Source organism: Patescibacteria group bacterium (assembly GCA_027858235.1).
GTDB lineage: Bacteria > Patescibacteriota > Patescibacteriia > Patescibacteriales > BM507 > BM507.
On sequence record JAQIDC010000026.1, the window covers coordinates 1 to 25,405 of the forward strand.

General features: G+C 32.8%; 24 protein-coding genes and 1 tRNA gene. 4 read left to right on the plus strand and 21 right to left on the minus strand.

From position 1 onward, the window contains the following. Window positions 1-5: 5 nt before the first annotated feature. Window positions 6-81, minus strand: a tRNA-Thr gene (locus tag PF572_01485). Between the two features lie 199 nt (window positions 82-280). Here PF572_01485 and PF572_01490 point away from each other — a divergent pair. Then, on the plus strand, window positions 281-1,342 hold the full coding sequence (locus PF572_01490; protein ID MDA3839737.1) for a phosphatidylserine/phosphatidylglycerophosphate/cardiolipin synthase family protein: 1,062 nt from the start codon (window positions 281-283) through the stop codon (window positions 1,340-1,342). On the opposite strand, the gene PF572_01495 is transcribed toward PF572_01490, so the two are convergent. From PF572_01495 to PF572_01530, 8 genes are all read right to left on the minus strand, one after another. Beyond that, the gene (locus tag PF572_01495) at window positions 1,334-2,137 is read right to left on the minus strand and encodes an ABC-2 family transporter protein (protein MDA3839738.1); all 804 of its coding nucleotides are present in this window, start codon (window positions 2,135-2,137) and stop codon (window positions 1,334-1,336) included. The genes PF572_01490 and PF572_01495 overlap by 9 nt on opposite strands. Before the next feature lie 4 nt (window positions 2,138-2,141). After that, window positions 2,142-2,387, minus strand: a complete 246-nt coding sequence (locus PF572_01500) for a GIY-YIG nuclease family protein (GenBank protein MDA3839739.1) — start codon at window positions 2,385-2,387, stop codon at window positions 2,142-2,144. Window positions 2,388-2,652: 265 nt separating this feature from the next. Continuing rightward, entirely contained in the window at window positions 2,653-3,243 is a 591-nt protein-coding gene (locus PF572_01505; GenBank protein ID MDA3839740.1) for a stage II sporulation protein M, read from the minus strand. Window positions 3,244-3,246: 3 nt separating this feature from the next. Continuing rightward, a complete protein-coding gene (locus PF572_01510) occupies window positions 3,247-3,864 on the minus strand; it encodes a hypothetical protein (protein MDA3839741.1) in 618 nt (205 codons plus the stop codon). Window positions 3,865-3,868: 4 nt separating this feature from the next. Beyond that, on the minus strand, window positions 3,869-5,107 hold the full coding sequence (locus PF572_01515; GenBank protein ID MDA3839742.1) for an NAD(P)/FAD-dependent oxidoreductase: 1,239 nt from the start codon (window positions 5,105-5,107) through the stop codon (window positions 3,869-3,871). 6 nt (window positions 5,108-5,113) lie between these two features. Then, on the minus strand, window positions 5,114-7,258 hold the full coding sequence (recQ, locus tag PF572_01520) for a DNA helicase RecQ (protein MDA3839743.1): 2,145 nt from the start codon (window positions 7,256-7,258) through the stop codon (window positions 5,114-5,116). Between the two features lie 45 nt (window positions 7,259-7,303). After that, window positions 7,304-7,969, minus strand: a complete 666-nt coding sequence (locus tag PF572_01525; GenBank protein MDA3839744.1) for a class I SAM-dependent methyltransferase — start codon at window positions 7,967-7,969, stop codon at window positions 7,304-7,306. A 175-nt stretch (window positions 7,970-8,144) separates the two neighbouring features. Next, window positions 8,145-8,318, minus strand: coding sequence for a hypothetical protein (locus tag PF572_01530; GenBank protein MDA3839745.1), 174 nt, complete (start codon window positions 8,316-8,318; stop codon window positions 8,145-8,147). A gap of 14 nt (window positions 8,319-8,332) precedes the next feature. Here PF572_01530 and PF572_01535 point away from each other — a divergent pair, with 14 nt between their 5' ends. After that, a complete protein-coding gene (locus PF572_01535) occupies window positions 8,333-8,713 on the plus strand; it encodes a hypothetical protein (GenBank protein MDA3839746.1) in 381 nt (126 codons plus the stop codon). Between the two features lie 69 nt (window positions 8,714-8,782). Here the strand turns inward: PF572_01535 and PF572_01540 are convergent, their stop codons facing one another. From PF572_01540 to PF572_01570, 7 genes are all read right to left on the minus strand, one after another. Beyond that, window positions 8,783-9,148 (minus strand): CoA-binding protein, encoded by a 366-nt coding sequence (locus PF572_01540; protein MDA3839747.1) that lies wholly within the window; start codon window positions 9,146-9,148, stop codon window positions 8,783-8,785. Window positions 9,149-9,152: 4 nt separating this feature from the next. Beyond that, the gene (locus PF572_01545) at window positions 9,153-9,920 is read right to left on the minus strand and encodes a metal ABC transporter permease (GenBank protein MDA3839748.1); all 768 of its coding nucleotides are present in this window, start codon (window positions 9,918-9,920) and stop codon (window positions 9,153-9,155) included. Window positions 9,921-9,923: 3 nt separating this feature from the next. After that, window positions 9,924-10,619 carry a metal ABC transporter ATP-binding protein gene (locus PF572_01550; GenBank protein ID MDA3839749.1) on the minus strand — a complete coding sequence of 232 codons (696 nt, stop codon included), beginning with the start codon at window positions 10,617-10,619 and terminating at the stop codon, window positions 9,924-9,926. Next, complete coding sequence (locus tag PF572_01555) at window positions 10,616-11,110, minus strand: gamma-glutamylcyclotransferase (GenBank protein ID MDA3839750.1); 495 nt, start codon at window positions 11,108-11,110, stop codon at window positions 10,616-10,618. The genes PF572_01550 and PF572_01555 overlap by 4 nt, the downstream gene beginning before the upstream one ends. A gap of 125 nt (window positions 11,111-11,235) precedes the next feature. Beyond that, window positions 11,236-12,234, minus strand: coding sequence for a hypothetical protein (locus PF572_01560; protein MDA3839751.1), 999 nt, complete (start codon window positions 12,232-12,234; stop codon window positions 11,236-11,238). A 171-nt stretch (window positions 12,235-12,405) separates the two neighbouring features. Further along, window positions 12,406-12,528: a hypothetical protein gene (locus PF572_01565; protein MDA3839752.1), complete on the minus strand. Its 123-nt coding sequence runs from the start codon at window positions 12,526-12,528 to the stop codon at window positions 12,406-12,408. A gap of 82 nt (window positions 12,529-12,610) precedes the next feature. Then, entirely contained in the window at window positions 12,611-13,957 is a 1,347-nt protein-coding gene (locus PF572_01570) for an MATE family efflux transporter (protein MDA3839753.1), read from the minus strand. A 962-nt stretch (window positions 13,958-14,919) separates the two neighbouring features. On the opposite strand from PF572_01570, the gene PF572_01575 reads away from it, so the two are divergent. After that, entirely contained in the window at window positions 14,920-17,232 is a 2,313-nt protein-coding gene (locus PF572_01575) for a PBP1A family penicillin-binding protein (protein ID MDA3839754.1), read from the plus strand. A 115-nt stretch (window positions 17,233-17,347) separates the two neighbouring features. Here the strand turns inward: PF572_01575 and PF572_01580 are convergent, their stop codons facing one another. From PF572_01580 to PF572_01590, 3 genes are all read right to left on the minus strand, one after another. After that, the gene (locus PF572_01580; GenBank protein ID MDA3839755.1) at window positions 17,348-19,144 is read right to left on the minus strand and encodes a glycoside hydrolase family 3 protein; all 1,797 of its coding nucleotides are present in this window, start codon (window positions 19,142-19,144) and stop codon (window positions 17,348-17,350) included. Between the two features lie 424 nt (window positions 19,145-19,568). Continuing rightward, window positions 19,569-20,531: a hypothetical protein gene (locus PF572_01585; protein MDA3839756.1), complete on the minus strand. Its 963-nt coding sequence runs from the start codon at window positions 20,529-20,531 to the stop codon at window positions 19,569-19,571. A gap of 37 nt (window positions 20,532-20,568) precedes the next feature. Beyond that, window positions 20,569-21,777, minus strand: coding sequence for a DEAD/DEAH box helicase (locus PF572_01590; protein MDA3839757.1), 1,209 nt, complete (start codon window positions 21,775-21,777; stop codon window positions 20,569-20,571). A gap of 373 nt (window positions 21,778-22,150) precedes the next feature. Here PF572_01590 and PF572_01595 point away from each other — a divergent pair, with 373 nt between their 5' ends. After that, a complete protein-coding gene (locus tag PF572_01595; GenBank protein ID MDA3839758.1) occupies window positions 22,151-23,758 on the plus strand; it encodes a helicase-related protein in 1,608 nt (535 codons plus the stop codon). A 270-nt stretch (window positions 23,759-24,028) separates the two neighbouring features. Here PF572_01595 and PF572_01600 read toward each other — a convergent pair whose 3' ends face one another. Together PF572_01600 and PF572_01605 are read right to left on the minus strand one after the other, a co-directional pair. Continuing rightward, a complete protein-coding gene (locus tag PF572_01600; GenBank protein ID MDA3839759.1) occupies window positions 24,029-24,721 on the minus strand; it encodes a hypothetical protein in 693 nt (230 codons plus the stop codon). Between the two features lie 247 nt (window positions 24,722-24,968). Then, complete coding sequence (locus tag PF572_01605) at window positions 24,969-25,133, minus strand: hypothetical protein (GenBank protein MDA3839760.1); 165 nt, start codon at window positions 25,131-25,133, stop codon at window positions 24,969-24,971. Window positions 25,134-25,405: the final 272 nt, after the last annotated feature.

Sequence of the window (25,405 nt, forward strand, 5' to 3'; positions counted from 1 at the left end):
TTTTTTGGAGCCAACAGAGGGACTCGAACCCACGACCCATGGTTTACAAAACCATTGCTCTACCAGCTGAGCTATGTTGGCGAAGATGAAAAGCTGCCTGCCCCGCCCATCTGGCGGGAAGCTATGTTAGCATGTGTTGTTAGGAAAAACTCCTTCATCAAAATAAATGACTCAAGCAAGATGCCTGAATCTTTTATTATTTTATACAAAAATGACGAATTGGTCAATAGTATAAAATCAAGAATAATGATATCATATTAACACAAATATAACTTAATATATGGACAATTTTAAGTTTATTTACAAAAATCGAGAGCTCTACAAGGAAATGCTTCATGATATCAGAGGGGCTCACAAATATGTTTATCTAGAAACGTACATATTTGATGACGACAAAATTGGTAAAAAGTTCAGAGAAGAGCTTGAAAGAAAAGCCCTCGAAGGTCTTGATATTAAAATTCTATTAGACGATTACGGGACAGCTCTCAATAAAAAGTATTTTAAAACTTTAATAAACAATGGCGCGGATGTTAGATTTTTTAGAAAACTAAAATTTTCACTTCGTTTTATACACAGAAACAACCATAGAAATCACAGAAAGATATTGGTCATTGATGACAAAATATCATATTTAGGTTCTTCAAACATAAGCCATAGAACAATAAATTGGTGGGAGTTAAACATCAGAATGAAAGGGAGAATTAGTCCATTGTTTAAAAAAATATTTTTACTTAACTTCAAAATATATAATAAATTAATCTTTAGAAAAAAAATACATACTAAAATTATTAAGTTTGAAGATATTGAAATAATCAGAGATGTACCATCAATTAGAATTAGAAATTTCAGGAGAAAAAAAATAGAATTAATACAAAATGCCCGGAAAAGTTTAATCATTGAAACCCCCTATTTTATCCCGGAGCCTCTATTTATTAGGAAATTGCGAAAAGCGATAAAAAGAGGGGTTAACGTAACACTGCTAGTGCCAAAGAAATCGGACGTCAAAATAGTTGATATCATTAGCAAAAAATATCTTGGGATCATTTATAAGATAGGAGTTAATATAAAGCTCTACAAGCCAAATGTCCTTCACTCGAAAGCTATTTTGGTTGATGATGAATCGTTCTTATTCGGTTCTACGAATATTGATCCTAGAAGTTCAATTTTACAATTTGAAATAAATTTAGCTGGTAAAAACAAGGAAATGGCTCATCAATTAAGAGACCATTTTAATCATACGATTTATTATGCTGAAAATTTCAATTTTAATGAATGGTCAAAAAGACCAAAAATACATAAGTTTTTTGAATATATTTCAAACAAAATTATTAAACTACTCTAATATTGACTTTCTTTTTAACATATCCTTGCTCTTTTGCACTTTTCTTTGCCAAGATATTTTTATTACAAAATATAGAATGGCAATCCAAAGCAACTGAACAGACAACCCAATTAATCCTTGTTCAAAGGAGATGTTTTTTAAATATAGCTGTGTCGGAACATAAAATGAATAAGCAAAAGGCATTAGAAGGCTTATTGTCAAAAAACTAGTACCCAAAAAACTCAATGGGAAATAAGCCCCAGCGAGTATTTTTTTTAATCTGCTAATCATTTTTGAAACACCTTTTGACTCAATGGACCAAAAAACATAAATATCAAAGATGAATGCCAAAAGGAGCTCTGTAAAAAAAGCCAGAATCATCATAAAGATAATCAAGACTAGGTATTTTAATTCGCTATTTAAATAGAGACTGTTTACAAAAAAATAAAGTAACAATAAATTTAAACTTATTGATAGAAAAAAGGGTAAAATAATCTTTTTCAAGGTTCTTGAAAATACTCGGATTATATAGGCGAAAGGTTTATAGTAAAACATTTTTAAATCACCTTGACCAATATTAAATCTTACCGTTTTCCGCAATAAATATGAAGTAAAGAGCCCAATTAGATTTCCAATCAAAAGATAGGCAACCATATCCTCAACATCAAAATCTCCGAGGACCTTAGTATTTGAAAAAATAAAAAACCAAATTAACAATATAAAAACAACTTCGAATCCACTACCGATTCTTTCTAAAAAGAAACCAATGGTTTCCATGGGTGATCTTTTTTCTTTTGAAATATTAATACCCTGCATTTTGTTAATATTTATTAATAATTTTGATTTTATCTTTCTTGGGCAATTGCTTAATCCTGTATTCTTCAATTTGGGCAAGCGATCTAGTCTTATATTTTTTTTGATAGACTATAGTAACAGGTCTTCGTGCTCTTGTGTATTTTGAACCCAGTATTGAGTTATTGTGTTCATTAAGTCTCCTATTTAGGTCATTGGTCACCCCAGCATAAAGGGTTTTATCGGAGCATTTTAAGATATAGACATACCACATATACATGTATTATAATGGAAAAAAGGAATAATTAAAACTTCGTTCTTTGCAAGCAGGGAGAATATTATGGAAAAAATTGGTAATATTGGATACATCCGTGAAGATGGAATGTATTTTTTAAACAAATGCCTAAGATGGAAAGATCCTTACCCGGATAATAATATTGATAAACAATGTGCGAAATGCATTCGAAAAAATTTTTCTCTTCCCGATAAAAAACCAACTTAATTTCATTTTAAACCGGAGAACTCCTCCGGTTTTTAATTTAGGCGAATAAAACTATGAGCCCAGACTCAACAAGTGCTGCAATAAACAATAATGGAACAACAAGGTAAAAAAATAATTTTAAACTAAAAATAAATTCTTTTTTAAAGGATTTTTTTTTGAATAAAAAACCAAACAAAGAATCTCCCAAAATAAAACCAAGAGAGAGCGCTAGCAAAATAGCAGGTATTTCAAAAATGCCATGGGGAAGCATAGAAAAAATAATTGAGAAAATACCTAAATCATATGTTGCTATTTTTACTACAAGGCCAATTACAAAAGAATTTATAACTAATATAAATAGCGTTGGTAAACCAAAAATAAAGCCACTACTATAGGCTATAAAGGCGATAAGTAAATTATTTTTAAATATAAACAAAAAGAGTTGTAAAAAATTGTAATCAACTGCAAACAAGTATTTATCTGATAAAGCCTCAAAAAAAACTTGAGATGCTTCTTTATTTTTTGAAGCAAACAAAAAACCTAAAATAAAAAATATTATAAATAATATACTTGAAAATTTAAAATACTTCCTAAGTTTTTTATGTTTAAGTAATCCTCTATAATAATTTTGAATTTTTTTAATATTCATTTGCTATTTAAAAATATTTGCAAACCAAGTTAAAATTCCTTTTCTTTTTGTTTCGTTCTGAAAATACTCTTCAATCCTCCCTTGTTCTTCTTCAATATTTTCTAATTGTTTCAGGAAGATGGCCTTCACTTCTTCCGATGACTCTAAATCTTCATATAGTTCTCTTAATTTAGATATATTTTTATCTCTCTGACTAATCTCTTCTGAAAAAGTATCAACTATATCTTTTTTATGACCAAAGAAAAATTTCTTAACTTTACTTCTATTTTTAAATTCGGATTCTAGCTTTAAGGTTTTTTCAGATGATAAATTGATGTCTCCTGCTACACGACTCGTTTCGGGACCATTTTTTCCAATCATGTTTTCCATAATCATTAAATTTTGTGCTCCACTTCTTATTTTATTTTGATTTTCATACATCAATGACTTTTCTTCCTCCATCCCAGCTCTTTCTTTTTGAAAATTTTGTTTTCTCATTTCAATTGCTTGGTTTAATTCTTCTGTATTCCGCGGAGTCACTCTAAACCCTCTACTTCTAGCTTCTCCTGCATTTGGTTGTGCGGCATTAATACATACGGGTATTATTAATAATAATAGGACAATAAAAACTATTTTTTTCATATATTTACTTTTTAAATAAATTGTTGCCAGCAGAATAACCCGTACTCCAACAAACTTGAAGATTAAAACCACCTGTTGGACCATCAAGATCCAAGAGCTCCCCTGCAAAATATAAATTATTAATTATTTTTGATTTCATGGTTTTTGGGTCAATTCCATTCAAGGCAACACCTCCAGATGTAACTATGGATTTGGAAAAACCAACTACACCAACCACCTCAAGACTAAATTCTTTCAATAGATGCAATATTTTTTTTCTTTCCTCTTTGGTGACCAGATTTACTTTCTTATCTGGGTCAATTCCACTTAGTTTAATCATAACTGGGATTAATTTTTGTGGCAAAAGTTGATCGAGACTATTACTAAATATTTTATTATTCGCTTCCCTAAAATCATTCTGAATCCTCAAATCAAGTTCGACAAAGTCAAGCGCTGGCTTAAAATCAATTAGTAAATTTGGATTATCAGTTTCTATTTCAGTTACTTTTTTACTTATATCCAAAACAATCGGTCCACTCATTCCATTGGAAGTAAAGATAGCTTCACCAAATCTTGAATCAATTTTTTTACTATTTTTGTATAAAGAAATTTCAACATTTTTTAAACTAAGCCCTTCTAATTCTTTAACAAATTTTTCTTTTATTACTATAGGAGTTAATGAAGGAATAGGCTTAACTATTTGATGTCCGAGTTCTTCTGCCCAAATATAGGCATCTCCAGTCGAACCCGTGCCTGGGTAGGAAAGACCTCCTGTGGCTATAACATATTTTTCAGCCTCAATTTCGTCCCCATTCAGTAAAATAATCTTTTCAATCATTTCTTCTTTTTTTACAAAATTTTTCACTTCAATATTTGTTCTCACCTCCACCGAAGATTTATCGAGATAAGTAATAAGGGTATCTAGGACATCACTTGATTGATCACTTAGTGGAAAAACCCTCTCTCCTCTTTCAATTTTTATTTCAAGTCCTCTGTTCTCAAAAAAATCGATTGTTTCGCTAACTCCAAATGAATTTAGAGCTGAAAATAAAAATTTACCATTTTTCCCAAATTTATCTGTCATCGTCCTCACGTCAAGTAAATTATTTGTTATATTACAACGCCCTTTCCCAGTCACTAATAATTTATTTCCCAGACGACGATTTTTCTCAAGCAAAAGTACACGAGCTCCCAACTCGCCTGCTCTTCCAGCGGCCATCATGCCAGCTGGACCTCCCCCAATAACAACTACATCGTATTTCATTTATGTTTAAGTTCTTATAAGAACTCTAACTAGTTTAATGTCGTCATAATCGTATGAGCCACCTAAATACTCATAAACGGGCTTTAGTTTCTCATCGCCACACTTCATAAAAGCTTTTTTAATATTCTTATATCTATCTTGTGGTAATTTTAAATAGTCCAAGTCAAGACTAACGCCAGTGTCAATCATTTTTTCAATATGATTTATAATAGTATCAATTTTAACATCCTGACTTTTGGCAATCCTTTTCAGGGAAATTTTCTTTATTAATAACTCCCTAGTTTTTGTATAAAATTTAGCCTTGGGAGCTGTCGTCTTAATAATTCTTTCTTTCTTAATCTCTCCACTTTTCTGAACTGATTTTATCTTGTTTTTTGTTGTAAATATATTTATTTTATCAATAAAAAGTGTACTATATTGCTCTAGCTTTTTTGCTCCCACACCTGACATCTGAGAAAAATCATCTTTTGTTCTTGGAAAATAGTAAGACATTTCTCGCAAAGAATTATCACCGAAAACCACAAATGGTGGCACATTAGCCTTTTCTGCCAACTCGCGCCTAAGGACTCTTAACTCTTCAAATAAACTTTGATTATAATCTAGTTCCTTCTTGTTTGTCTTTTTCTTAACAAAATTTTCCATTTTTGGCTTCTGGACCAACAAGGGTTTTTTTGATTGCAAAAATTCAGCGCCCTTCTTTGTAATACTTAAAGTTGGGTATGTACCGGTATTTTTCATCAGAAAATTTAGACCAACTAATTGATTAGTAATTTGAGCTAAGGAATTTTCTGAAAAATCATCCACAATCCCAAAAACAGAGAGTTCATTATGCCTATTTCTTAAAATCTTTTGATTCTTCTTCCCCAAAAGAACATCAATCACATAGTTTTTCCCATAACGATTATCTGTTCTTATAACAGCAGATATGATCTTTTTTGCAATCACAGTAGCGTCTATTTCCTCTTTTTCAGTGAGACAAATATCACATGAACTACAATTATCTTTTTTAGTTTTTTCTCCAAAATAATTCAATAAATATTTTTTTCGGCATGTCATCAAATCAGCAAAATTTAAAACCTCAGCTAACTTTTCTTCCGCCTGATTCCTTAATCTAGTCCCAACTATCCTGTTAATAAAGAACTCGTGACGCCTAGTGTCGGCGTATGTATAGAACATTACACATTCACTAGGAAGACCATCTCGACCAGCTCTACCTATTTCCTGATAATAGCTCTCGAGAGTTTTGGGAAAAGTATAATGAACAACAAGCCGTACATCTGGTTTATCAATTCCCATTCCAAAGGCTACTGTTGCCACAATAATATTAATTTTGTCACTTATAAACAATTCTTGAATGTCTTTTCTTTTTCCGGCCATCAAGCCAGCGTGATAAGGACGAGCGTTAAAACCATTCAAGTTAAGGTTGTCCGCCAATTCCTCTGTTTCATTTCTCGAAAAACAATAAATAATAACTGATTCTTTTTTATAATTATCAAGAATAGACAATAATCTAGGGAATGATTGTTTTTTATCAACTACAGATATTTTTAAATTTTCTCGATCAAAACTAGATACAAAAACATTAGCTTTTTTTATTTTTAGCTGAGACAAGATATCTTCTTTAACTTTTTTAGTAGCTGTTGCTGTCAAGGCTATTAGAGGAACTTGTGGAAATATTTTTTTTAAGTTACTCAAATTTCTATAGTCAGGTCGGAAGTCATGTCCCCATTCTGAAATACAATGAGCCTCATCAACAGCAATTAGAGTTACTTTTATTTTTTTCAAAAAATCTTGGAAGCCCTTCAAGGCAAATCTTTCTGGAGCAATATAAAGCAGTTTAACATCACCACTATCAACTTTTTCTGTTATTGCTAAAATCTCCTTATCAGATAGGCTAGAATTGATAAACTCAGCTCTAACTGCGCAGGCCTTTAAACCATCAACCTGGTCCTTCATTAAAGCGATCAAGGGAGAGATAACTAGGGTGACTCCATCCATTTTAATGGCCGGGAGCTGATAACACAAAGATTTACCCCCACCAGTTGGCATGAGGACAAGAGCGTCTCCCCCACTCATAACTTGCGAGATTATATCTTCTTGAAGGGGTCGAAACTCATCATACCCGAAATATTTTTTTAGTATTTTTTTCATAATATATTGTATTTCCATAATATTATAGCATATTTAGAACAAGAATTATTTAGTGGCTAAAATATACTTTCTTTTTTTTGAACTACTAAATCCAAGTTTGCTGTTAAAAATATCAACTTTACTAAAACCAAGACCCAATAGAGTCCTTTTAATTTCGGAATATTCAAAAGATGTTTCTCTAACCTTTTCGGAAATAATTTTTTTCTGAGAACCCTTTGTCTGAGTAGAAACTATATCAAAAACTAAAATATTCTTCTTCTCTGGGTATATATTTATATCCATTTTAGAATTATCTATCACTACCTCGCTTCTCTCTTTATGAGAAGTAATAAGGTGTATAGTATTGAAATCAAATAGAAATTTTCCATTAATATCTAAATTATTGAAAACATGCAAAAATGTTTCCTCCCATTCAGAAAATTTTAAAAGGTGATTTATAGAATCAAAATTGCAAGTTATTAAATCAACTTTATCTTTCAACTTAAAATTTCTCATGTCTGCTATCCCAAATTTTATACCAGGATAGTTGTTTCTAGCGCCTTGAACCATTTTTTTCGAGATATCGGATCCAGAAGAGTTAATTCCTATCTTTTTCATCAAATAAACAAAATCTCCAGTCCCACAAGCAATATCAAAATGGCTATTTATTTTCCATTCATAAAGAAAAAACTCAAGTCTTCTAAATAGATCTTGAGAAAATTCTTGCCACATAAATATGTTGTAAATTGAAGAAATTTTTGAATACATTGGATTAAATTGAAATAAAGTAAAAAATTTTAAAATTTAGGTAATATATTTTAAATTGCTATTTTAATTATAACATAACTGGAAATTTAAGCACAAAAAAACTATCCTAACCTAGCTCTTGGAATGTTTTTAAATATATTTATTTTTTACTCAGAAGATAGCCTACATATTTTTTGTCCATCCTCATCAAATGATCTTCAATCCATTCTATCAAAAGACTAGAAACATCCTCAATGGTTCTATTCATGTTCTTATCTGAGAAAGACAAGAAGAGATCGTTTATCTTCTTTAAAAGACTTTGATAATTTTTCATGCTATACTCTAGTTATGTTGAAATTAAACAATAAAATTTATCGGGTGTGGATGTTCCTTGTCGGTCTTATTGCTACAATCGCCTATCGGATTATTGTAATTCTAAATTACTATAATGATGTTTGGGTTGAAATCGCTTGGTACGTGGGAACGATTGGTTTCATTTGGTATTTCGCTCATCGCTATAGAGTCGAGAATAAAAGGGATAAACTAGTAGAAAATCTCAAACTAGCCTCAAAAATACAAAACAAAAAAGAGCTTTCCGACGAAGATCGTGATGCTCTTGTCTATATACTAAGAGGTCTTAAAACAAGTCTTGCAAAATGGAATTACATTTTTATTTTTGTCATTTCCTTCCTTGCCTTAGTTTATGCTCTTTATTTACGACTGAGCTAGCTAAATACATCCCATTTCTATCTCAAAAAATTATTCTTAAATAAGTATAGAATTAATTCTATACTTATTTTATTTTTTATTTAGCATAATACAGGCGTTATAAATGTAGCTGATTTTATGTTTATTACAAAAATTAATTGCCTTTTCACTTTCACTTCCTGGTTGCATCCATACTTTTGATATTCCCAAAAGAAGGGCTTCTTCTAGGACCTTTTCGGTAACTACTGGGGGAACGACGAATACTACAACATCAATTACTCCTTCATAATCAGAGATGCTTGGATATGTTTCTAAATTAAGTATCTTGGTTTCTTTCGGATTTATAGGAATTGTATTATATCCGGCATCAATTAAATCATGCAAAACTTTGTATCCATATTTATCTTTATTATTAGATGCGCCGACAATGGCATATGTAAAATTTTTATCAATCATAAATTTATTTTTTCGAGAAAAATATTGAAATAATAAAAATAACTGCACTTGTTAAAATAATCAAAATACCGGCTGGCAGATTTGTTATTTCATGAAGAATTATCCCAGAAATAGCTGCCAAAATCCCGAACAAAAGTGAAAGGTAGGAATAGGATTTCATGGACCAAGAAATATTTTTTGCTGTTGCTGCCGGGATAGAGACCAAGGCTGCAGTTAAAAGAGCGCCGACCAATTTAACGCCAAGAGCAACAATAATGGCAATGCTTAAAAGAAATATAAAATTATACTTTTTTATATTTATACCCTCAACTTTAGCCAAGTCCTCCGAAATACTTATAATCGTTAATTGCCTAATAGATAATTTAACCATAGCAAATACAAAAAGAGACAATAAAATTGTAATTACTACTTCAAGCAAGCCAATATATGAAATATTACCAACCAAAGCCTCTTCGGCCTCCTGAATGGGCAAAAACAAAAATGAAACAGCAATTCCAGAAGCAAAAACTACTGCCGTTAGAGCATCTGTAGGAATCTTTGTTCTATTTTCTAAAATCCAAATGAATATTATACCTAGTATTATAAATGGAAAAGCTCCTAGGGAAATATCAAATCCATAAATCAAAGCAAGAGCAACTCCCGGAAAAGCAAGGTGTCCCAGAGGACCAGCAGCTAAGGCCATTCTTTTCTGAAGCATTAAAGAGCCAAGATAGCCAGCTACCCCACCAATAAAAATCCCTGCGATTAAACTATACAATAATTGGCTAGTCATATTCTAATGGTTATGTTTATAAAATTTAACTGGCATGCCATATATCTCTTCAAGTTTTTCAGGATTTAGAATTTCTTCTGGCTTAGCATGGCAAAGATTATCCTTGCTCATACATAAAACATCTGTTGAATATTTATAAACAACATTTACATCATGAGTAATAAGTATAATAGTTAATTCTTTTTCTTTTTGGAGACGATGCAATAAATTATAAACAGTTTCTTCTCCATGAATATCTATCCCAGTAGTAGGCTCATCAAAAAGTAAAACATTTGGTTCGTCAAAGAGAGCCCAAACCATAAGCATTCTTTGAAATTGCCCTCCGGAAAGATCCCCAATTCTTTTTTTCAAAAATCCCTCATCTTTTATTCCAACCAACTCTAAATATTCCATTATATCATTTTTATCTTTCTTCTTTAAGGAAAGAAATTCAAAAACAGACAATGGTAAGTCGGCAACCTTCATCTGAGTAAGGCCCTGAGGAAGATAACCAATTTTTGCTTTCGGAGACCATTTAATCTCACCCCTGTAGCCAGGGATTAAACCGAGTAGTGTTTTAAGTAAAACTGTCTTACCGGAGCCATTTGGACCAAGAACAGTCAAAAACTCCCCTTCTTTAATTGAAAAGGACCTGTCTTCAACTATATTATCTTTGCCAAAACTAATAGACAAATTTTTTACTTCCAATATATTGCTCATAATTTATTTTTTGAAACTCGCGAAAGTGGCTTATTGCCAATATAGGTGCTTTCTAAAAAGTCGTCAAGAAACTCTGCTCCAATATTTTTTGCTCCGCTCAAACAGATGTCTAAATATTTTTTCTGAACCCCGCACCCAAACTTGAAATTTGTTCTTGGCTGACTTTTTGCCTGAAAAGTTATGCCACTTACTTGATTATTATCCTCTGTCTGAATATTAACCTTCATACATTTATAGATAATTTCTCTCTCTTTCAATAGGTCTAATTCCTTATCATTTACCTCAAAATATACTCCGTTTATGACTGACTTTGGATTCTCCTCAATATCAAGAACAGCCACGGGTCCTTGTTCCCCTAACTTTCTTTTTGCTTGAAGATTAAAAACTCTTCTAAATCCAAACAACTTACCTTTTTTAATATTTTTAATACCTGGAATTGTTTTTTTAAGTGAATCAATGTTTATCAATGATCCATAACCGAAGACTATCATATTTTTATATATATTTAACAATAATTTAAGTATAGCATTTTAAATTAAAAAATCGAGAGCCTGCAAAGAATTGTTTAGCTAAAAAAAGACGGGGGTGTTCACCCCCCGCCAATAATACGTGTTTATTAGTCTTTCTTTTTCCTTAAAACAATATATAATAATATAATTATTACCAAAAATTCAGCAACAATCCCCGCCGATAGCCATACTTTCATGATAGGCTCAAAAACTTTTTTCTCTGTAATTTTTTCATTTGAATCGCTAATGCTATCCATGGTTTCTTTAAGCTGTGTCGTCAAAATAGTTGATGAGTCAATCACTTTCTTCAGATTTTTGTTTGCAATAACCAATAAATTAAGGTTCTTAGTTTCTTCCGCTTTTGAAGCATTCTTTTGGGAAAGACTATTTAGGAGTTTATTGACCTCCCCTGTCGACTGCGACATCGCGACTAACGCTTTATCAATTTCCTCATTCCTTGTTTTCAACGCAGTCTGACTAATTTTAGCTCCTTCAATTACACACAGACTAAGACTAGATACGTCAGCCCTGAGCTCCTTCAAAACTGAGCCATTATCAAGCTTGGATATATTTTCTTGAATCTTATCCAAAGCTAAGCTAGTGTCCAACTTTTGAACTTCATCCCTAAGGCTGTCTTGAGTCGTTTTAATTTTATCCAAGACAGAATAGATCTGCTCCAAGGGTTGTTTGAGATTATCGGGTTGTGCTTCCTTCTTGTATGTAATAATCACCTCAACCATCTTGTAATTAACATATTGACCGTCCTCAGGCCTGTAAATGATTCCTCTACTTTCAATTGTAGCACCTGGTTTAATTTTTATCATTTTCCCAGATACCAAATCCGCTCTTTTTTGCGCAAGTGGTATGTTAATCCACCCCGGTCCGAGGTGGTCAGTACGTCCGATAACGACAGCTGATATAATTTCCGGCGAATCACTCAATCCCCCAAGTAAATCGGACTCCAACGAGGAATTCCAATTTGCTTCACCGGTTATAAATTCTCCAATGAAGAAGGATTTTTTCACCAGTTCTTCAGCAAATAAATTCCCAGTGAATAAAAATAGAACGACAAACAACAGGCCAGCAATCAATACACGTTTTTTCATTGTTTTTTCCTCCTTGTTTGGGTTATTGTATTTTGAACGAACTATGCACTAACATTAGCATTCTTGAAATATTATTACTAAATCTAGCTTTAGTCAAGGTATCAAGAGAGATATTTAGCAATAAACAAAAACAAGCCACCTGAGGTAGCTTGTTCGAAAATTGATATATGTTTATTTTTTCTTGTTTTTTTCAGCCTTTTTCTCAAGCATTACTCTTTTTACTTCAAGTCTTTTTGCTGTTTTGTGTGAGTTGTGTTTTTTACCTTTACCAACTCCTGTGCTTCTTTTTGCCATATAAATCTATTATTTGATAATTACATAAAGAGTATAGCACAAATATTATTATTTAACAGAGCAATAAAGAAAGCTCCTAATATTAGGTAATAACAGATTTTAATTTATTTATTATTACTATTTCTCTATAAATAAATATTAAAGTTACCACAGCGGCTATAAAATCTGAAATTGGGAATGAATACCACACTCCATGTAAATTATAGTAATGTGGCAAAATCAAAACTAAAGGAACCAATAAAATAAGTTGTCTCAATATGGATAATATAAATGCTGGTCGTGCTTTCCCGAGGGATTGATAAAGTCCGCCTGCAACAACTTGCAATCCAATTAGTGGAAACATTAATACAATAATTTTTAAAGCACTGCTTGTTAACTCTATGAGGGACGTATCACTTGTAAAAACAGAAACGATTGGTTTTGTAAAAAAGAATAAAACAATAAATGCAAATACTGATACATATGTTGAAACTTTCAATGAAAGAAATATAGACTCTTTAACCCTCTCAAATTTTTTTGCTCCCCAATTATATCCGACAATTGGTTGCATGCCCTGAACTATTCCAAATATTGGCATCATGGCTAGCATGCTTAGTCTCGATATTATTCCAAAAGCTGCTAGGGCCATGCTTGAACCCAGAGTGGCCAGTGAAGTGTTCACGACGATTGTCATTATGCTTACTGCGATTTGTCTTGCAAAAGAAGATATACCAACAGCAATAATTTCTTTTACAATATTTAATTTAAACTTCAAATGATGAAAACTTATTTTTATAGTGTTGATTTTGAAATAATAATACAAAACATACAATGACCCAACAATCCAAGAAATAACAGTTGCATAAGCAGCCCCCTTGACTCCGAGCTTAAAATAGAAAATAAAAATAGGGTCAAGAATAAGATTTATAACAGCCCCAACCAACATGGTTGTCATGGCAAAGCCAGCATGGCCAGAAGCCCTGATAATATTATTAGCTGATGACATAAACAGGAAAAATATAGCCCCCATTAACAACACACTTGTATATTCGGTTGCGTAACTCAAAATATCAGGAGTAGCTCCAAAGAAACTAATTACCGGAATTAAAAAAATATAGCCTACTGACAGTAAAATAACACTAAAAACTATAAGCAAAAGAATGTAGTTACCAAAAGATTCTTTTACTTTTTCGTATTCTCCTGCACCCAGACTTCTTGATATAACAGATGCCGAACCAATCCCGACTGCCATCGAAACAGCAAGGAGGGACATTATAATCGGAAGAGAAACAGACACACCTGCAAGGGCTAATGTTCCTACTCCCCTGCCTATGTATATCGTATCAACTACATTGTAGAGCGACATAACAAACATTCCAACCATAGCCGGAAGCGCTTGTTTAAATAATAATTTAGGAATTTTCTCCTCACCTAATATTTTACTTTTCATTTTATTTATTTAATCTTACTTACTCAGTATAGCAAAAGTAATCCAAAGATTCTAATCTCTAATAAATAGTATATTAATATTTTTTTAACTATTTTGTGTTATATTAAAGGTAGATTTAGGTAGTAGAGGGTGTGGGGAGAGCTAAATTGTTAAATTTAGCTTTAAACCTCTAAATAGTTTTCAAAAAAACTACTTAAATCTTCCTCTATATTCGAGGGATTAATATAAAACTCACTTATTTTGGTAAGTGAGTTTTGTGATGTTAGGGTTATTTAAATTACTTTATTACTTTCAAAGGCTGTTTGCTCGTTTCTGGAGGAAAAGATATTAGATACCTTTTTATTAAATCGTTGAGTCAAATGTCATTCTTTATGCGTTTCTCAATCCTATTCATGTTATCAATAAATTTTTCTTCAATATTGATATTGTATTTCTTTGACAAAACAAGGACACACCACAAAGGAAATAAACCTGCTATTGAAAGAAATACTATCCCAATAATAAGTTCCTCGCCTCCGACAATGCCACTGAATATTAAAACCCATATTCCGAATTCGGAAAAACATGATAACATCTTATTTTAGCCTATTTATTCTTAAAGAAATTAGACTTGTCGTATAAATAATATATATCCTATCTTCAATATTTTCTTAACCCATTTTTAATATTTAAGGAGGCTAAATTTAGCATTATTTTAATGGTCAGTAGTCAAAATATTAATATATATTTAATTTAATTGTATTATAATTTTAATGTAATATTAAAATTAATATTATTTTATTTTAAATCATATGCTTCTTTTATCCCTTAAATTTTTTTCGAATAATTTTATACTTAAACTAAAAAAAATATTTTTTTTCTTTTTTAAGTTTATTATAATTAGTTTTTCTTTTTTGGGGATAATAGCCCTGGCTATATTTATTTATCTCCTAAACACTATCCCCGCCCCCACTTTTAGCAAAATGCTTTCTGCGCCAGAATCTTCATATATTCTAGATAGAAACGGTGACTTCTTATATGAAGTTCATGGTGATATAAAAAGAACAAATATCCCCTTAAACCAAATCCCTCAACACTTAAAGGACGCAACAGTCGCTGTAGAAGATAAAAATTTCTATAAACATTTCGGTTTCGAACCTCTGGCCATAATACGGGCAACAATTATTAATATTCGTTATGGAGAGATAAGACAGGGCGCCAGCACTATCACTCAACAATTAGCGCGTACTGTTCTATTGAATAATGAAGTTACTTATTCCCGAAAAATTAAAGAAATAATTTCCGCTATTAAAATTGAAAGTCTTTTTACTAAAGATGAAATTTTAGAAATGTACCTAAATAATATCCCCTATGGCTCGAATGCCTACGGAGTAGCTGCCGCTAGTGAGATATATTTCAATAAAAAGGTTCAAGATTTAAGCCTTATGGAATCAGCCTATTTAGCAGCCCTACCAAAAGCTCCTAGTGATTACTCTCCCTTCGGACCAGATGTTGATAGACTCCACGCAAGAGCTCGTTTAGTTATCAAAACCATGCTTAATGAAAAATATTTAACAAACGAGCAAGCTCAATTAACATTAGATGAAGACAAACTTGAATTCAAGTATATCCCAACTCCCATACGGGCGCCTCATTTTGTTTTCTACATTATTGATTACATTTCTAAAATTTATGGCGAAGAAAAATTGCGTAATGGTGGCCTGACAATTTATACTAGTCTAGACTTAGATCTCCAAAATAAAGCAGAGGAAATAATAACTAACCGGGGGAATACAAATGAAAAAAAATTCAATGCTGGAAATGCAGCCTTGGTGGCTATTAATCCTCAAACTGGTGAAATATTATCTATGGTTGGTAGTCGTGATTATTTCAGCGCCAATGACGGAACAGTAAACGTCACAACTAGTCTTCGTCAGCCAGGTTCTTCATTTAAACCTTATGTCTATGCAGCTGGTCTAGAAAATGGTCTAAATCCTGCTAGTATGCTTTTTGATATCCGGACAGACTTTGCTTCAAATAATAACGGAGTATCCTATATCCCTAGAAATTATAGCGGACGATACAATGGTCCAGTGTCTGTAAGACAAGCGCTAGCCGGCTCACTAAATATTCCAGCCGTCAAAGTATTGGTTTTAACCGGTCTAGAAAAATCTATTGAAACGGCTGAAAAATTTGGTATTAGTTCACTAAAAGATAGAAGCCGTTTCGGTCCATCAATTGTTTTAGGGGGTGCAGAAGTAACACTTTTAGAGCATACTTCGGGGCTAGGTGCCTTCGGGAATGAAGGAATAAAAAAAGAAACTAATCCTATTTTAAAAATATTAGGAAAAAATAAAAAAATTATTTATCAAAGTCCAGAAGGTAATGGAACCCAAGCGATTGATCCCCAAGTAGCATATTTAATTAATGACATTCTTTCAGACAATACTGCCAGACAATTTATCTTTGGAAAAAATAGCAGTCTAAACATCTCTGGTCATCAAGTTGCAGCAAAAACAGGAACTACTCAGGACTTTCGTGATGCTTGGACTGTAGGATATACACCGAGCCTCTCCGTAGGTGTCTGGTCTGGAAATAACGACAACACTCCAATGAAAGATGGCGCAAATGGTTTAGCGGTAGCCGCACCGATTTGGAAAGAATTTATGGAAAATGCTTTGGCTGATAAGCCCGATGAAAAATTTAATAGACCCGAAGAAATAACAGAATTAACTGTCGATAAAGTTTCTGGAAAACTACCAAGTAAATACTCTCTTAGCACAAAAAAAGAAATTTTTGCTTCTTTTAACTCCCCTTCCGAAAAAGACGATATTCATGTTCCATTACAAATTGAGGGAATAGACGCCGTTGTAACAAATTTCCATTCTGAGAATCCCAATGACCCACTTTGGGAACAAGCCGTAAAACAATGGTCCCTATCCAGAGGATATTCACCATTAGAAAATATTTCAAATGTTAACGAAATAAATATTACAGATATAATTCTGCCTATTACATTTTCCGTTCCCGATAATATCCAAGAACCAAACTGGGAATTACACCTTACTACTCAACTCGGAGAAAAAATTTCACTCATAAAAATATTTATGGATAAGCAACTTCTTACCACTAGCCCCAGTGACAGTCTTCATTATGCCAATGATGGAAAAATTCTAAGTCCTGGCACACATAATTTTACCGCTCATATTACCACCAACAAAGGAGATATCTTCACAATCAATCGCACAGTGCAATCACCAGCAACAAGCTCCATAAGTAGTATTAGTAAGTTTTAAATATAATTTAGAGTACTCTATAGGGTACTCTATAGAGTACCCTAAATTAATTGATTGTTTAAAGAAAGAGATCTATAAATTTATTTTATTTTACTAAAAAATTTTGAGTACTATATTAGTTAATTGGCAACTTTCCAACAAAGGGACGTATGCCAAACAATGTATCTGCTACACCACCACCTTCACTCCCTGGCAACCATGCTTCTATTGCAGCGTCCCATGAGTCTATTTGGTTCTTAATATTGAGAATTCGACCAGATATTATTATAACAACTATTTTTTTTGAATTAAGGTGGATATTCTCTATAGCGACTAAATCTTCTTTACTCAAAGATAAATCACTTTTATCTCCCCGGCCTTCAGCGTAAGGTTTTTCACCCACAACGACTATTCCTACGTCTGCTATCTCTTTTTTATTTTCAAAAATACCTTCTTCGTTGTATGTGATTTCAACATCTTTTGGTGATACCTCTATTATGCCCTGTAAAATATTTGTACCTGGTGTCCAATTTCCATCTATCCCCTGCCATTCAACTGACCAACCACCTAATTGCATACCCAAATTATCAGCAGCGCTTCCAGCAACATGTATTTTTTTCATATCACTAGATAGTGGTAAAATATTTTTTTCATTTTTCAAAACAACCAATGATTTACTAACTGCTTCCCTGGCTATTTCTCGATGCTCATCTGATCCTATATCACTCAAATTATCTGTATTAGGTTCTGGATTATCAAATAAACCGATAGCAAATTTTACTTTTAATATTCTTTCGACTGCATCATCTATTCTTTCCTGACTAATATCACCGCTCATAACAGCCTCATACATATCCCCCATAAAAAGTTCATACTCAAAAGGCACCATAACCATATCAATCCCTGAATTAATAGCTATCACTGCTGATTTATATTTGTTTTTATCTATTTCATATACAGCATACCAATCAGAAACAACAAAACCCTCAAAGCCAAGCTCGCCTTTGAGAACATCGGTTATTAGATATTTATTTTCCGAGAGTTTTTTATTTTCCCAACTATTCAGTCCCACCATAACCGTTGAGACTCCTTCATCTATTGCTTTCTTAAAAGAAGGCAAATGTCTTTGACGGAGTTCATCTATGGACATGTCCGATTCTCCTTGGTCAATTTCAAAATCTTTGTTATAAGAACTTCCCCAAGTCATAGCTCCGGCACCAATAAAATGTTTGGCAGTGCCAATGGGATTATAAGAACTAGAATTGTATTCTGCAATTCCTTCTAAATAAGCTCCCCCCAGTCTTGAGACCAATTCTGGGCTAGACCCAAACGACTCAAAAAATCTTCCCCACCTAGGATCCCCCAGTACATCAAGATTCGGAGAAAAATTCCAATAAACACCGCTCGCCGCTAATTCTTCTGTTGTAGCTTTGGCAACTTTTCTTACAATGTCCTCGTCACCAGTTGCACCAAGTCCAATAAAATGAGGGAAAACAGTTGCTTTCTCGATATTGGTATGGCCATGAATTGCGTCAGCTCCATAGATAACAGGTATTCCGAGTCTAGTATTTTTACTTATACGACTATAATCATTAACCATGTTAAGCCAACCCTCTGGTGTGTTTGTCTCTGGTTTTGATCCCATTCCACTAAGTAGTCCTCCCATCCCGTATAAAGCAATATCATCATTGCTTTTTAAACTGTTTCGTTCAATCAGCATCATCTGCCCAATTTTTTCCTGAATAGTCATTCTTCCCAAAAGATCCTTAACTCGCTCGTCAATTAAAAGAGCAGAATCGGTATAGACAAGATTATCTATCCTGCATCCAGAGACATTTCTATCTTGGCAAACCCTAACCAACTCAAAAGATTTATCTGAATCAAAAACAAAATAATATATATAAAAAAATATCAAAATTAAAGAAATTAACATAATGTAAAAATATTTTTTCATTTGGTATTTATTCAAATTTAAACACTTAACTTATGAATATTATAACAAATTTACTAAAAATCGGATATGTTTTTTATTTTCTAAATGAAAAAACAACACGCGGGATTTGATATTATTATAATGATTCGTAAGACATGAATTGTCTCAAAATACCTTATGCTAAACAGAGATAATTTCATTCTTCAGTTTAAGAAGATAATCAAAAAGCTCAATCTGGGCTCATAAATCTCTCCTCGAAGAGAAAAATATATTCAAAATAAAAACTCGCACTATAATTAGCTGCAAGTTTAATTCTATTCGATATTTATCTATATTTTGCTAGAAACACAGGACTAAATCCTGTCTCTCATGCCACCATGGCACAGCTAGAACCTTTTAAAACTTTACAAATACCTCTTGTTTGCTAATTAGTCTCTACTTTTTTAGTAGGTGGATATTTTTGAATAAATTCTTCTGCTGAAATATAGCCAATTAAATTTTTATATGGCATTTGGCTAGTTTCAAAAAGTTCTTTAATTCTTGATTGTTCAATTTGTCCATTCTCGCCAATTAACTGACGCCAATTATAATTACTCTCACCAATAATTTTCATCTTAATAAATCTTTGGAAAATTGGATGAGAAAGTAACCAAGATTCGGCTATTATTCCGCGTGTGTCTGGGTATTTTCCAGTTATTATCTCTGACAAGCTAATCAATGATTCTTTTATCGCCTTTGAACTTAATTTTTCTTTAGAGTCAATTTTAGTTGGCAGATGAATTTGCATTAAATTATCAAAATCAGAAAAACCTTCTTTTTCAAGGGATTTTTTAATTTGACTTTCGTCAAAGTTGTAGCTTTCCTTTAAGGATTCATAAAATACAGATCCTGCCATATTCCCATCTTGGCCACTTTCGTCTTCGGTTTGTCCTGTTATTTCTTGCCACCTCTCAGGATAGCTATCTTTTGCCTTTTCCTTTTCATAATCAAGATAATCAAATAATACACTCAATTCATCAGATCTATTTTTAAATGCTTCTGTTGTGTTGTCATCAATATTTACTTCTGGCAAACCATTGTATAGTGAATCTAATATTTTGTAATGTTTTTCCTTAACTAAGTTATATAGCTCTTCTTCACTTAAGTCTTTCTCGCTACTAACAATTTCTACCATACGCAAATCTCCAACAAAATAAACTCCTTGTTCTTCCAAAATATCTGAGAAATTTTTATTTATTGGTTTATTATTTTTACTGCATTCATCTTTGTATTTTTGATAAATTTTATCGTAAAATAAAACCTGCAGTTGAACCAGTTGTTTTTCTAAATCTTCTTTGTGCTGCTCATGATTATTACCAATAATCTCTGGTGTATATAATTCTTTCATAATTTTATATTAAATAGCTTAGCATTATTCCCCATTTCTACCTTCTTCTTCCACCAGATCGTCTCCCTGCACTCTTCCCCTTCTTTTCATCAGGGACCGTTAGAACTATTGCTCGAAGTTCTTCTTCGGTTTTATTTATTTTTATAGACTTGTTTATTAATCTTTCAATTGCCCTCAAAGTCCTTATCTGGCTAGGCATAACAAAGGAAATAGCTTTCCCACTTTTTCCTGCTCGAGCAGTTCGTCCAATTCGATGAACGTAGTCATCTGTTTTTTCAGGCAAATCATAATTTACAACTAGTTCAATCTCTTTTACATCTATGCCTCTCGCTGCTATATCTGTAGCAATTAATATTCTATATTTTCCAAGTTTGAATCCTTCCAACGCTTCACTCCGTTGACCAAGTGAGCGATCAGAATGTATTTCGGCTGCAGAAAATTTATATCTCTTTAATTCTTTGGTTAGGGATATTACGTCGTGTCTAGTACTCATAAAAATTAAAACTGCTCCCCTGGTTTTTCCTAATATATCTATCAAATAATCAATTTTATAAGCTTTTTCTACTACAATAATTTCTTGTTCAACGTTTTCAGCCGAAGTACCAGAAGGTGCCACTTCAATTCTTGTAGGCATTTTCATATACTCTGAAGCAATCCTCACAATCTGACTAGGCATAGTGGCTGAAAAAAGCATGGTCTGTCTTTGCTTTGATACCAATCTAAGAATAGTCTTTATCTGAGGCAAAAAGCCCATGTCAAGCATCATGTCAGCTTCGTCAAGAACCAAAACTCGTACTTTCTTTAAATCAACCGTTTTTCTTTGAGCATGATCAGTTAACCTGCCCAGAGTAGCAATGATTATGTGTGGTTTGCGCTTCAAGGATTTCAACTGCTTGTCCATTGGATCGCCACCAATTAAAACTGTTGTTCTTAGACCAATTTTTTTTCCAATAACCTTCAGGCTTTCATCAACTTGCGTGGCTAATTCACGAGTCGGTAAAAGAACCAAGCCCATACCTTTGTGGGCAGCCAAAAGCTGAAGCATGGGAATACCAAAGGCCAAAGTTTTACCTGTGCCAGTTTGAGCAATTCCTACCATGTCTTTTCTTTCCAGAGCTACAGGAATTGCCTGCGATTGAATTGGAGTTGGAGTTAAATATCCTAGACTCGTTAGAATTTCTAAAAGTTTTGGTGCGATACCAAGACCATCGAAGCTTATAGCCTCTTTTTGTTTTATATTATTCATATTTTTAGTGACCCGATTCCTTTAGATAGTCACTAAAACAAATAGCTTTTCCAATGACAGTGTAAGTTCGAGTCCGCGCCCAGTTATATAGGGCTATTACTTATCTTAAGTACGATAGTTAAATACTTAAAAATAATAACACTTAACACTGGTTTTGTCAGCCTTTTGGTTTTAAAAAAATTTCTTCGCGGTATTTTTGCTAATATTCTAAATACTAAGTAATTATGTTTCAATTTTTCTGAAATAAATTTTTAAACATGTAATTTTCATAAACTTGTTTATTTTATTGCAATCAATTGACTTTATGCACAATATATAATAGAGTTCCGATAAACTAATCATTGAACTTTAAAAACTTATATAGGAGTATACAATGAATATTTGGATAGACGACTATGAACCAATCTGGAGTCAGCTAAATTTTGATCCCGAGAAAGCATCCAAGGAGAAAGCAAGGGCTTGGAAATCAGGATCCAAAAAAGTTATTGAACTAGCAAAAACTCAAAATGTTGGAATTGTCGCTGATACTTCCTCAGGAAAAACACTAATTTCTTTTTTGGTCACTCTTGCTACTAATGCTAGAGTATTATTCCTAACTCCTCGAGTAATTCTACCAACTCAACACCAAAAAGTATTGTCTAGCATCGCTGGTGGAAAATGTCTAAGTCGAGTGATTACTGGTGAAACAAAAAGAAAGGACAGGGTGTGGGACAACAAAGAAGAGAAATTTGTTTTTGCCACTCCTCAAACTGCATTAATAGAAATTAATAATAACTTACTAGATCTCAATGATTTTCAAATTCTGATAATTGATGAGTTTCATATGGCTGTTGGAGAATATGATTATGTTCCCCTCGCCTCTCTCGCTAACGACCTAGGTATTCGTATCATTGGTCTTACGGCTTCACCTGGGAGTAACTTCAAAAAAATTTCCGAAGTGTGCGCAAATTGTCACATAACAACTCTCAAAAGATTGTTCATAAAAACTGCTGACAAAGAACTAAACAAAATCAATATTCCGGTTGATGATTTATTTATAAAAGTGGACATCGACTTCGGATTTCTTCTCGATGACATAAAGATGCAGTTGTTTGAGCTACTAAATGAGAAGCCGCCCGATGGGATATTGACCAGCAAAAAACTTGATTCTTTAGTTGAGATTATAGAAGAGAAAACCAACAAAAAGGATAAGTCAATCTTTCATGCCTTTAAACTTTACGGAATGTATAGAAAACTTATCCATTGCTACAGGACTGTTGTGATAGATGGTTATGATACCTTCTTAGAATACGCCGAGAAACTCCGAACTGAAGGGAAAGCATCATCACGAGAAATAGTTAAAATGCCTGAGTTCCAAAAAATCGTTTACTTTGTCAAATACTGTTGTTACACTCACCCAAAGGTAAGCAATTTAACAGGCTTGATTGTAGACTGGGTGGGACAAAAGAAAAATGGATTGATATTTGTGTATCAAAGGAATACAGCCAAATATTTGTCCGAAGAACTAGAAAATAACGGAATCCGGGTAGGAATTATTACTTCAAAAGACTCAAAAAAATCCCACGAGGAGGAAGAAATACTATCAAATCTTGCAAAAGGAGAAATTGATATTGTTGTTTGTACAACTATCTTGCAAATGGGAGTTTCCGTTCCAGAAATTGATGCCGTTTTCCATTTTGACCTTCCGTCGTCCATAATAGCCAAGATTCAAAAAGATGGGAGAACTGGCAGAGTTAAAAGCGGAAATGTTTTCTATCTTGTTCTAAACCATCCAATAGATTTAGAAAGATACATAGCCATTCAATCTCAATTGAAAAGAATGCATGCTGCTATTGACAAGTTCAATGAGCAGCAAAATGAACTTATTTACAAAATAAAAAACAAAAAAGAACCAATACCCTTTCTAGATACTTCACTAAAAAGGGCCGTGAAAAGAAAGAAAAAATCTGAAATTAATAATAAGCAATTTGAACTTTTTTAACTTAAAACGATGCTAAAAAATTAGCATCGTTTTTTCTTGCTCCGGGAGCTGTCTGCCCGCCTCTGGAGAGGAAGATGTTAGAACCTGTTATACTCAATCACTGGATTAAAATCATTATTTGATTTACCAATATGCAACGATAGTGCACCTCAATAACTAATCCAACTAATCATTTGCCTTAAAGAGCTTTTTGGCATAAAGGCTAATCTCTTGTTTTTATTATTCGCAATACTTTGTAAAAATCTTAGAAAAAATATTTATCCCTAGGTTTTATTTACGGTTCCATCGTTCATCGAGCGTGTCCAAAAATTTTGCCGCTTTATCGCGACCACCAAGACCAAAAGCAAGTCCTCCGGCCAAGGTCAACATAGCCACAAAACCAGTAAAAAGAGTATGCATGAAATCCACTGCCACGCCCAACTGAACGATAGCCGCCATAAACGCGAATACAAAGATTATCCATTTGGCTAAATTTCCGAGTTGCACAGCTACTTTCTCCGATACACCACTTGCACCCAAGGATTTAGACAATATGTTCTTAAGAAAGCTACCCAAGAGCATCCCCAGTACAACGATGAAAATGGCGGCGATTACTTCAGGGATAAAAAAGGCGATCCGTTCAAGAAAGGATGTCACCTGAGGAATTCTTAAGACATTGGCGACCGCGATCAGCGTAACAATAATGAAAAACCATTTTACGATACTGCCAAGGAGCTCGGCAACACTAAATTTTAAACCCATTTCATCGAGTTCTTTTTTTAACCCAACTTTTTCGATTAAATAATCGAGCTTAAATACTTTTATAAATTTTGTCGCTAAACGTCCTAAAGTTTTAGCGATAAGCCATCCGATAATCAGAACTAAAAGCGCCCCGATAATCTCCGGAATAAAGCTAATGAGCATAAACCAAAGATTCTGAAAGGAAGAAACAAATGCATCTGTCCAATTGTTAAAAGTTTCCATAATTTTATAGTTAATAATAAATATTACATTAAAATTATACTATTAATACATTAAAATAAAATTAAATCACCACTAGCCTTTTCGCTGGAATTACCAGCTCGGATTACCTCCTTTTATTTATCCATAATTACTGCTACATAATCAATAATAATTCCGTATACAATACCGGCAATAAACCCAGTCAAGTCTCTGAAATCAGTAGCTAAATATAACACTAATTGGGGTCAGGTCTGGAATCCAGCTTTAATTATTTCTTACGCCAATCCTTTATTTCAAGAGATCCCCTTCCCTTATCTTCTACAGTTAGCTTTTGTTTACTTTTCCATCCATATTTCTCTATAATTTCTTTAGGAATTGTAACAGAATAACTATAACTTGTTCTTTTTGATAGTTTTATAATTTTTTTATTCATAATAATATTATATCACACTAGTGTCATCTATAGTATCCTCCATAGATGACACTAATTGAATTGAATTGAATTGAATTTATTTTAGCACACCAAAAAAAACAATACTTATTAGTATTGTTTTAATTTTCTCGGGAATAAGGATTCGAAGCTATTATGGCTTAGTCGAGAGTTCTGTTGTTTTATGCATATTTAGAGATGGAGACCTGTTGCTTTATTGCTTTAATTATCAATGCAAAGTTCTCACCGCATTCCATAAACAAAATAAAAAAGTA

What these genes read in the sequence shown, in the direction of transcription:
- PF572_01490 (MDA3839737.1), top strand. Translation starts at nt 281, where the DNA reads ATGGACAATTTTAAGTTTATTTACAAAAATCGAGAGCTCTACAAGGAA.
- PF572_01495 (MDA3839738.1), bottom strand. Translation starts at nt 2,137, where the DNA reads ATGCAGGGTATTAATATTTCAAAAGAAAAAAGATCACCCATGGAAACC.
- PF572_01500 (MDA3839739.1), bottom strand. Translation starts at nt 2,387, where the DNA reads ATGTGGTATGTCTATATCTTAAAATGCTCCGATAAAACCCTTTATGCT.
- PF572_01505 (MDA3839740.1), bottom strand. Translation starts at nt 3,243, where the DNA reads ATGAATATTAAAAAAATTCAAAATTATTATAGAGGATTACTTAAACAT.
- PF572_01510 (MDA3839741.1), bottom strand. Translation starts at nt 3,864, where the DNA reads ATGAAAAAAATAGTTTTTATTGTCCTATTATTATTAATAATACCCGTA.
- PF572_01515 (MDA3839742.1), bottom strand. Translation starts at nt 5,107, where the DNA reads ATGAAATACGATGTAGTTGTTATTGGGGGAGGTCCAGCTGGCATGATG.
- recQ (MDA3839743.1), bottom strand. Translation starts at nt 7,258, where the DNA reads ATGAAAAAAATACTAAAAAAATATTTCGGGTATGATGAGTTTCGACCC.
- PF572_01525 (MDA3839744.1), bottom strand. Translation starts at nt 7,969, where the DNA reads ATGTGGCAAGAATTTTCTCAAGATCTATTTAGAAGACTTGAGTTTTTT.
- PF572_01530 (MDA3839745.1), bottom strand. Translation starts at nt 8,318, where the DNA reads ATGAAAAATTATCAAAGTCTTTTAAAGAAGATAAACGATCTCTTCTTG.
- PF572_01535 (MDA3839746.1), top strand. Translation starts at nt 8,333, where the DNA reads ATGTTGAAATTAAACAATAAAATTTATCGGGTGTGGATGTTCCTTGTC.
- PF572_01540 (MDA3839747.1), bottom strand. Translation starts at nt 9,148, where the DNA reads ATGATTGATAAAAATTTTACATATGCCATTGTCGGCGCATCTAATAAT.
- PF572_01545 (MDA3839748.1), bottom strand. Translation starts at nt 9,920, where the DNA reads ATGACTAGCCAATTATTGTATAGTTTAATCGCAGGGATTTTTATTGGT.
- PF572_01550 (MDA3839749.1), bottom strand. Translation starts at nt 10,619, where the DNA reads ATGAGCAATATATTGGAAGTAAAAAATTTGTCTATTAGTTTTGGCAAA.
- PF572_01555 (MDA3839750.1), bottom strand. Translation starts at nt 11,110, where the DNA reads ATGATAGTCTTCGGTTATGGATCATTGATAAACATTGATTCACTTAAA.
- PF572_01560 (MDA3839751.1), bottom strand. Translation starts at nt 12,234, where the DNA reads ATGAAAAAACGTGTATTGATTGCTGGCCTGTTGTTTGTCGTTCTATTT.
- PF572_01565 (MDA3839752.1), bottom strand. Translation starts at nt 12,528, where the DNA reads ATGGCAAAAAGAAGCACAGGAGTTGGTAAAGGTAAAAAACACAACTCA.
- PF572_01570 (MDA3839753.1), bottom strand. Translation starts at nt 13,957, where the DNA reads ATGAAAAGTAAAATATTAGGTGAGGAGAAAATTCCTAAATTATTATTT.
- PF572_01575 (MDA3839754.1), top strand. Translation starts at nt 14,920, where the DNA reads ATGCTTTCTGCGCCAGAATCTTCATATATTCTAGATAGAAACGGTGAC.
- PF572_01580 (MDA3839755.1), bottom strand. Translation starts at nt 19,144, where the DNA reads ATGTTAATTTCTTTAATTTTGATATTTTTTTATATATATTATTTTGTT.
- PF572_01585 (MDA3839756.1), bottom strand. Translation starts at nt 20,531, where the DNA reads ATGAAAGAATTATATACACCAGAGATTATTGGTAATAATCATGAGCAG.
- PF572_01590 (MDA3839757.1), bottom strand. Translation starts at nt 21,777, where the DNA reads ATGAATAATATAAAACAAAAAGAGGCTATAAGCTTCGATGGTCTTGGT.
- PF572_01595 (MDA3839758.1), top strand. Translation starts at nt 22,151, where the DNA reads ATGAATATTTGGATAGACGACTATGAACCAATCTGGAGTCAGCTAAAT.
- PF572_01600 (MDA3839759.1), bottom strand. Translation starts at nt 24,721, where the DNA reads ATGGAAACTTTTAACAATTGGACAGATGCATTTGTTTCTTCCTTTCAG.
- PF572_01605 (MDA3839760.1), bottom strand. Translation starts at nt 25,133, where the DNA reads ATGAATAAAAAAATTATAAAACTATCAAAAAGAACAAGTTATAGTTAT.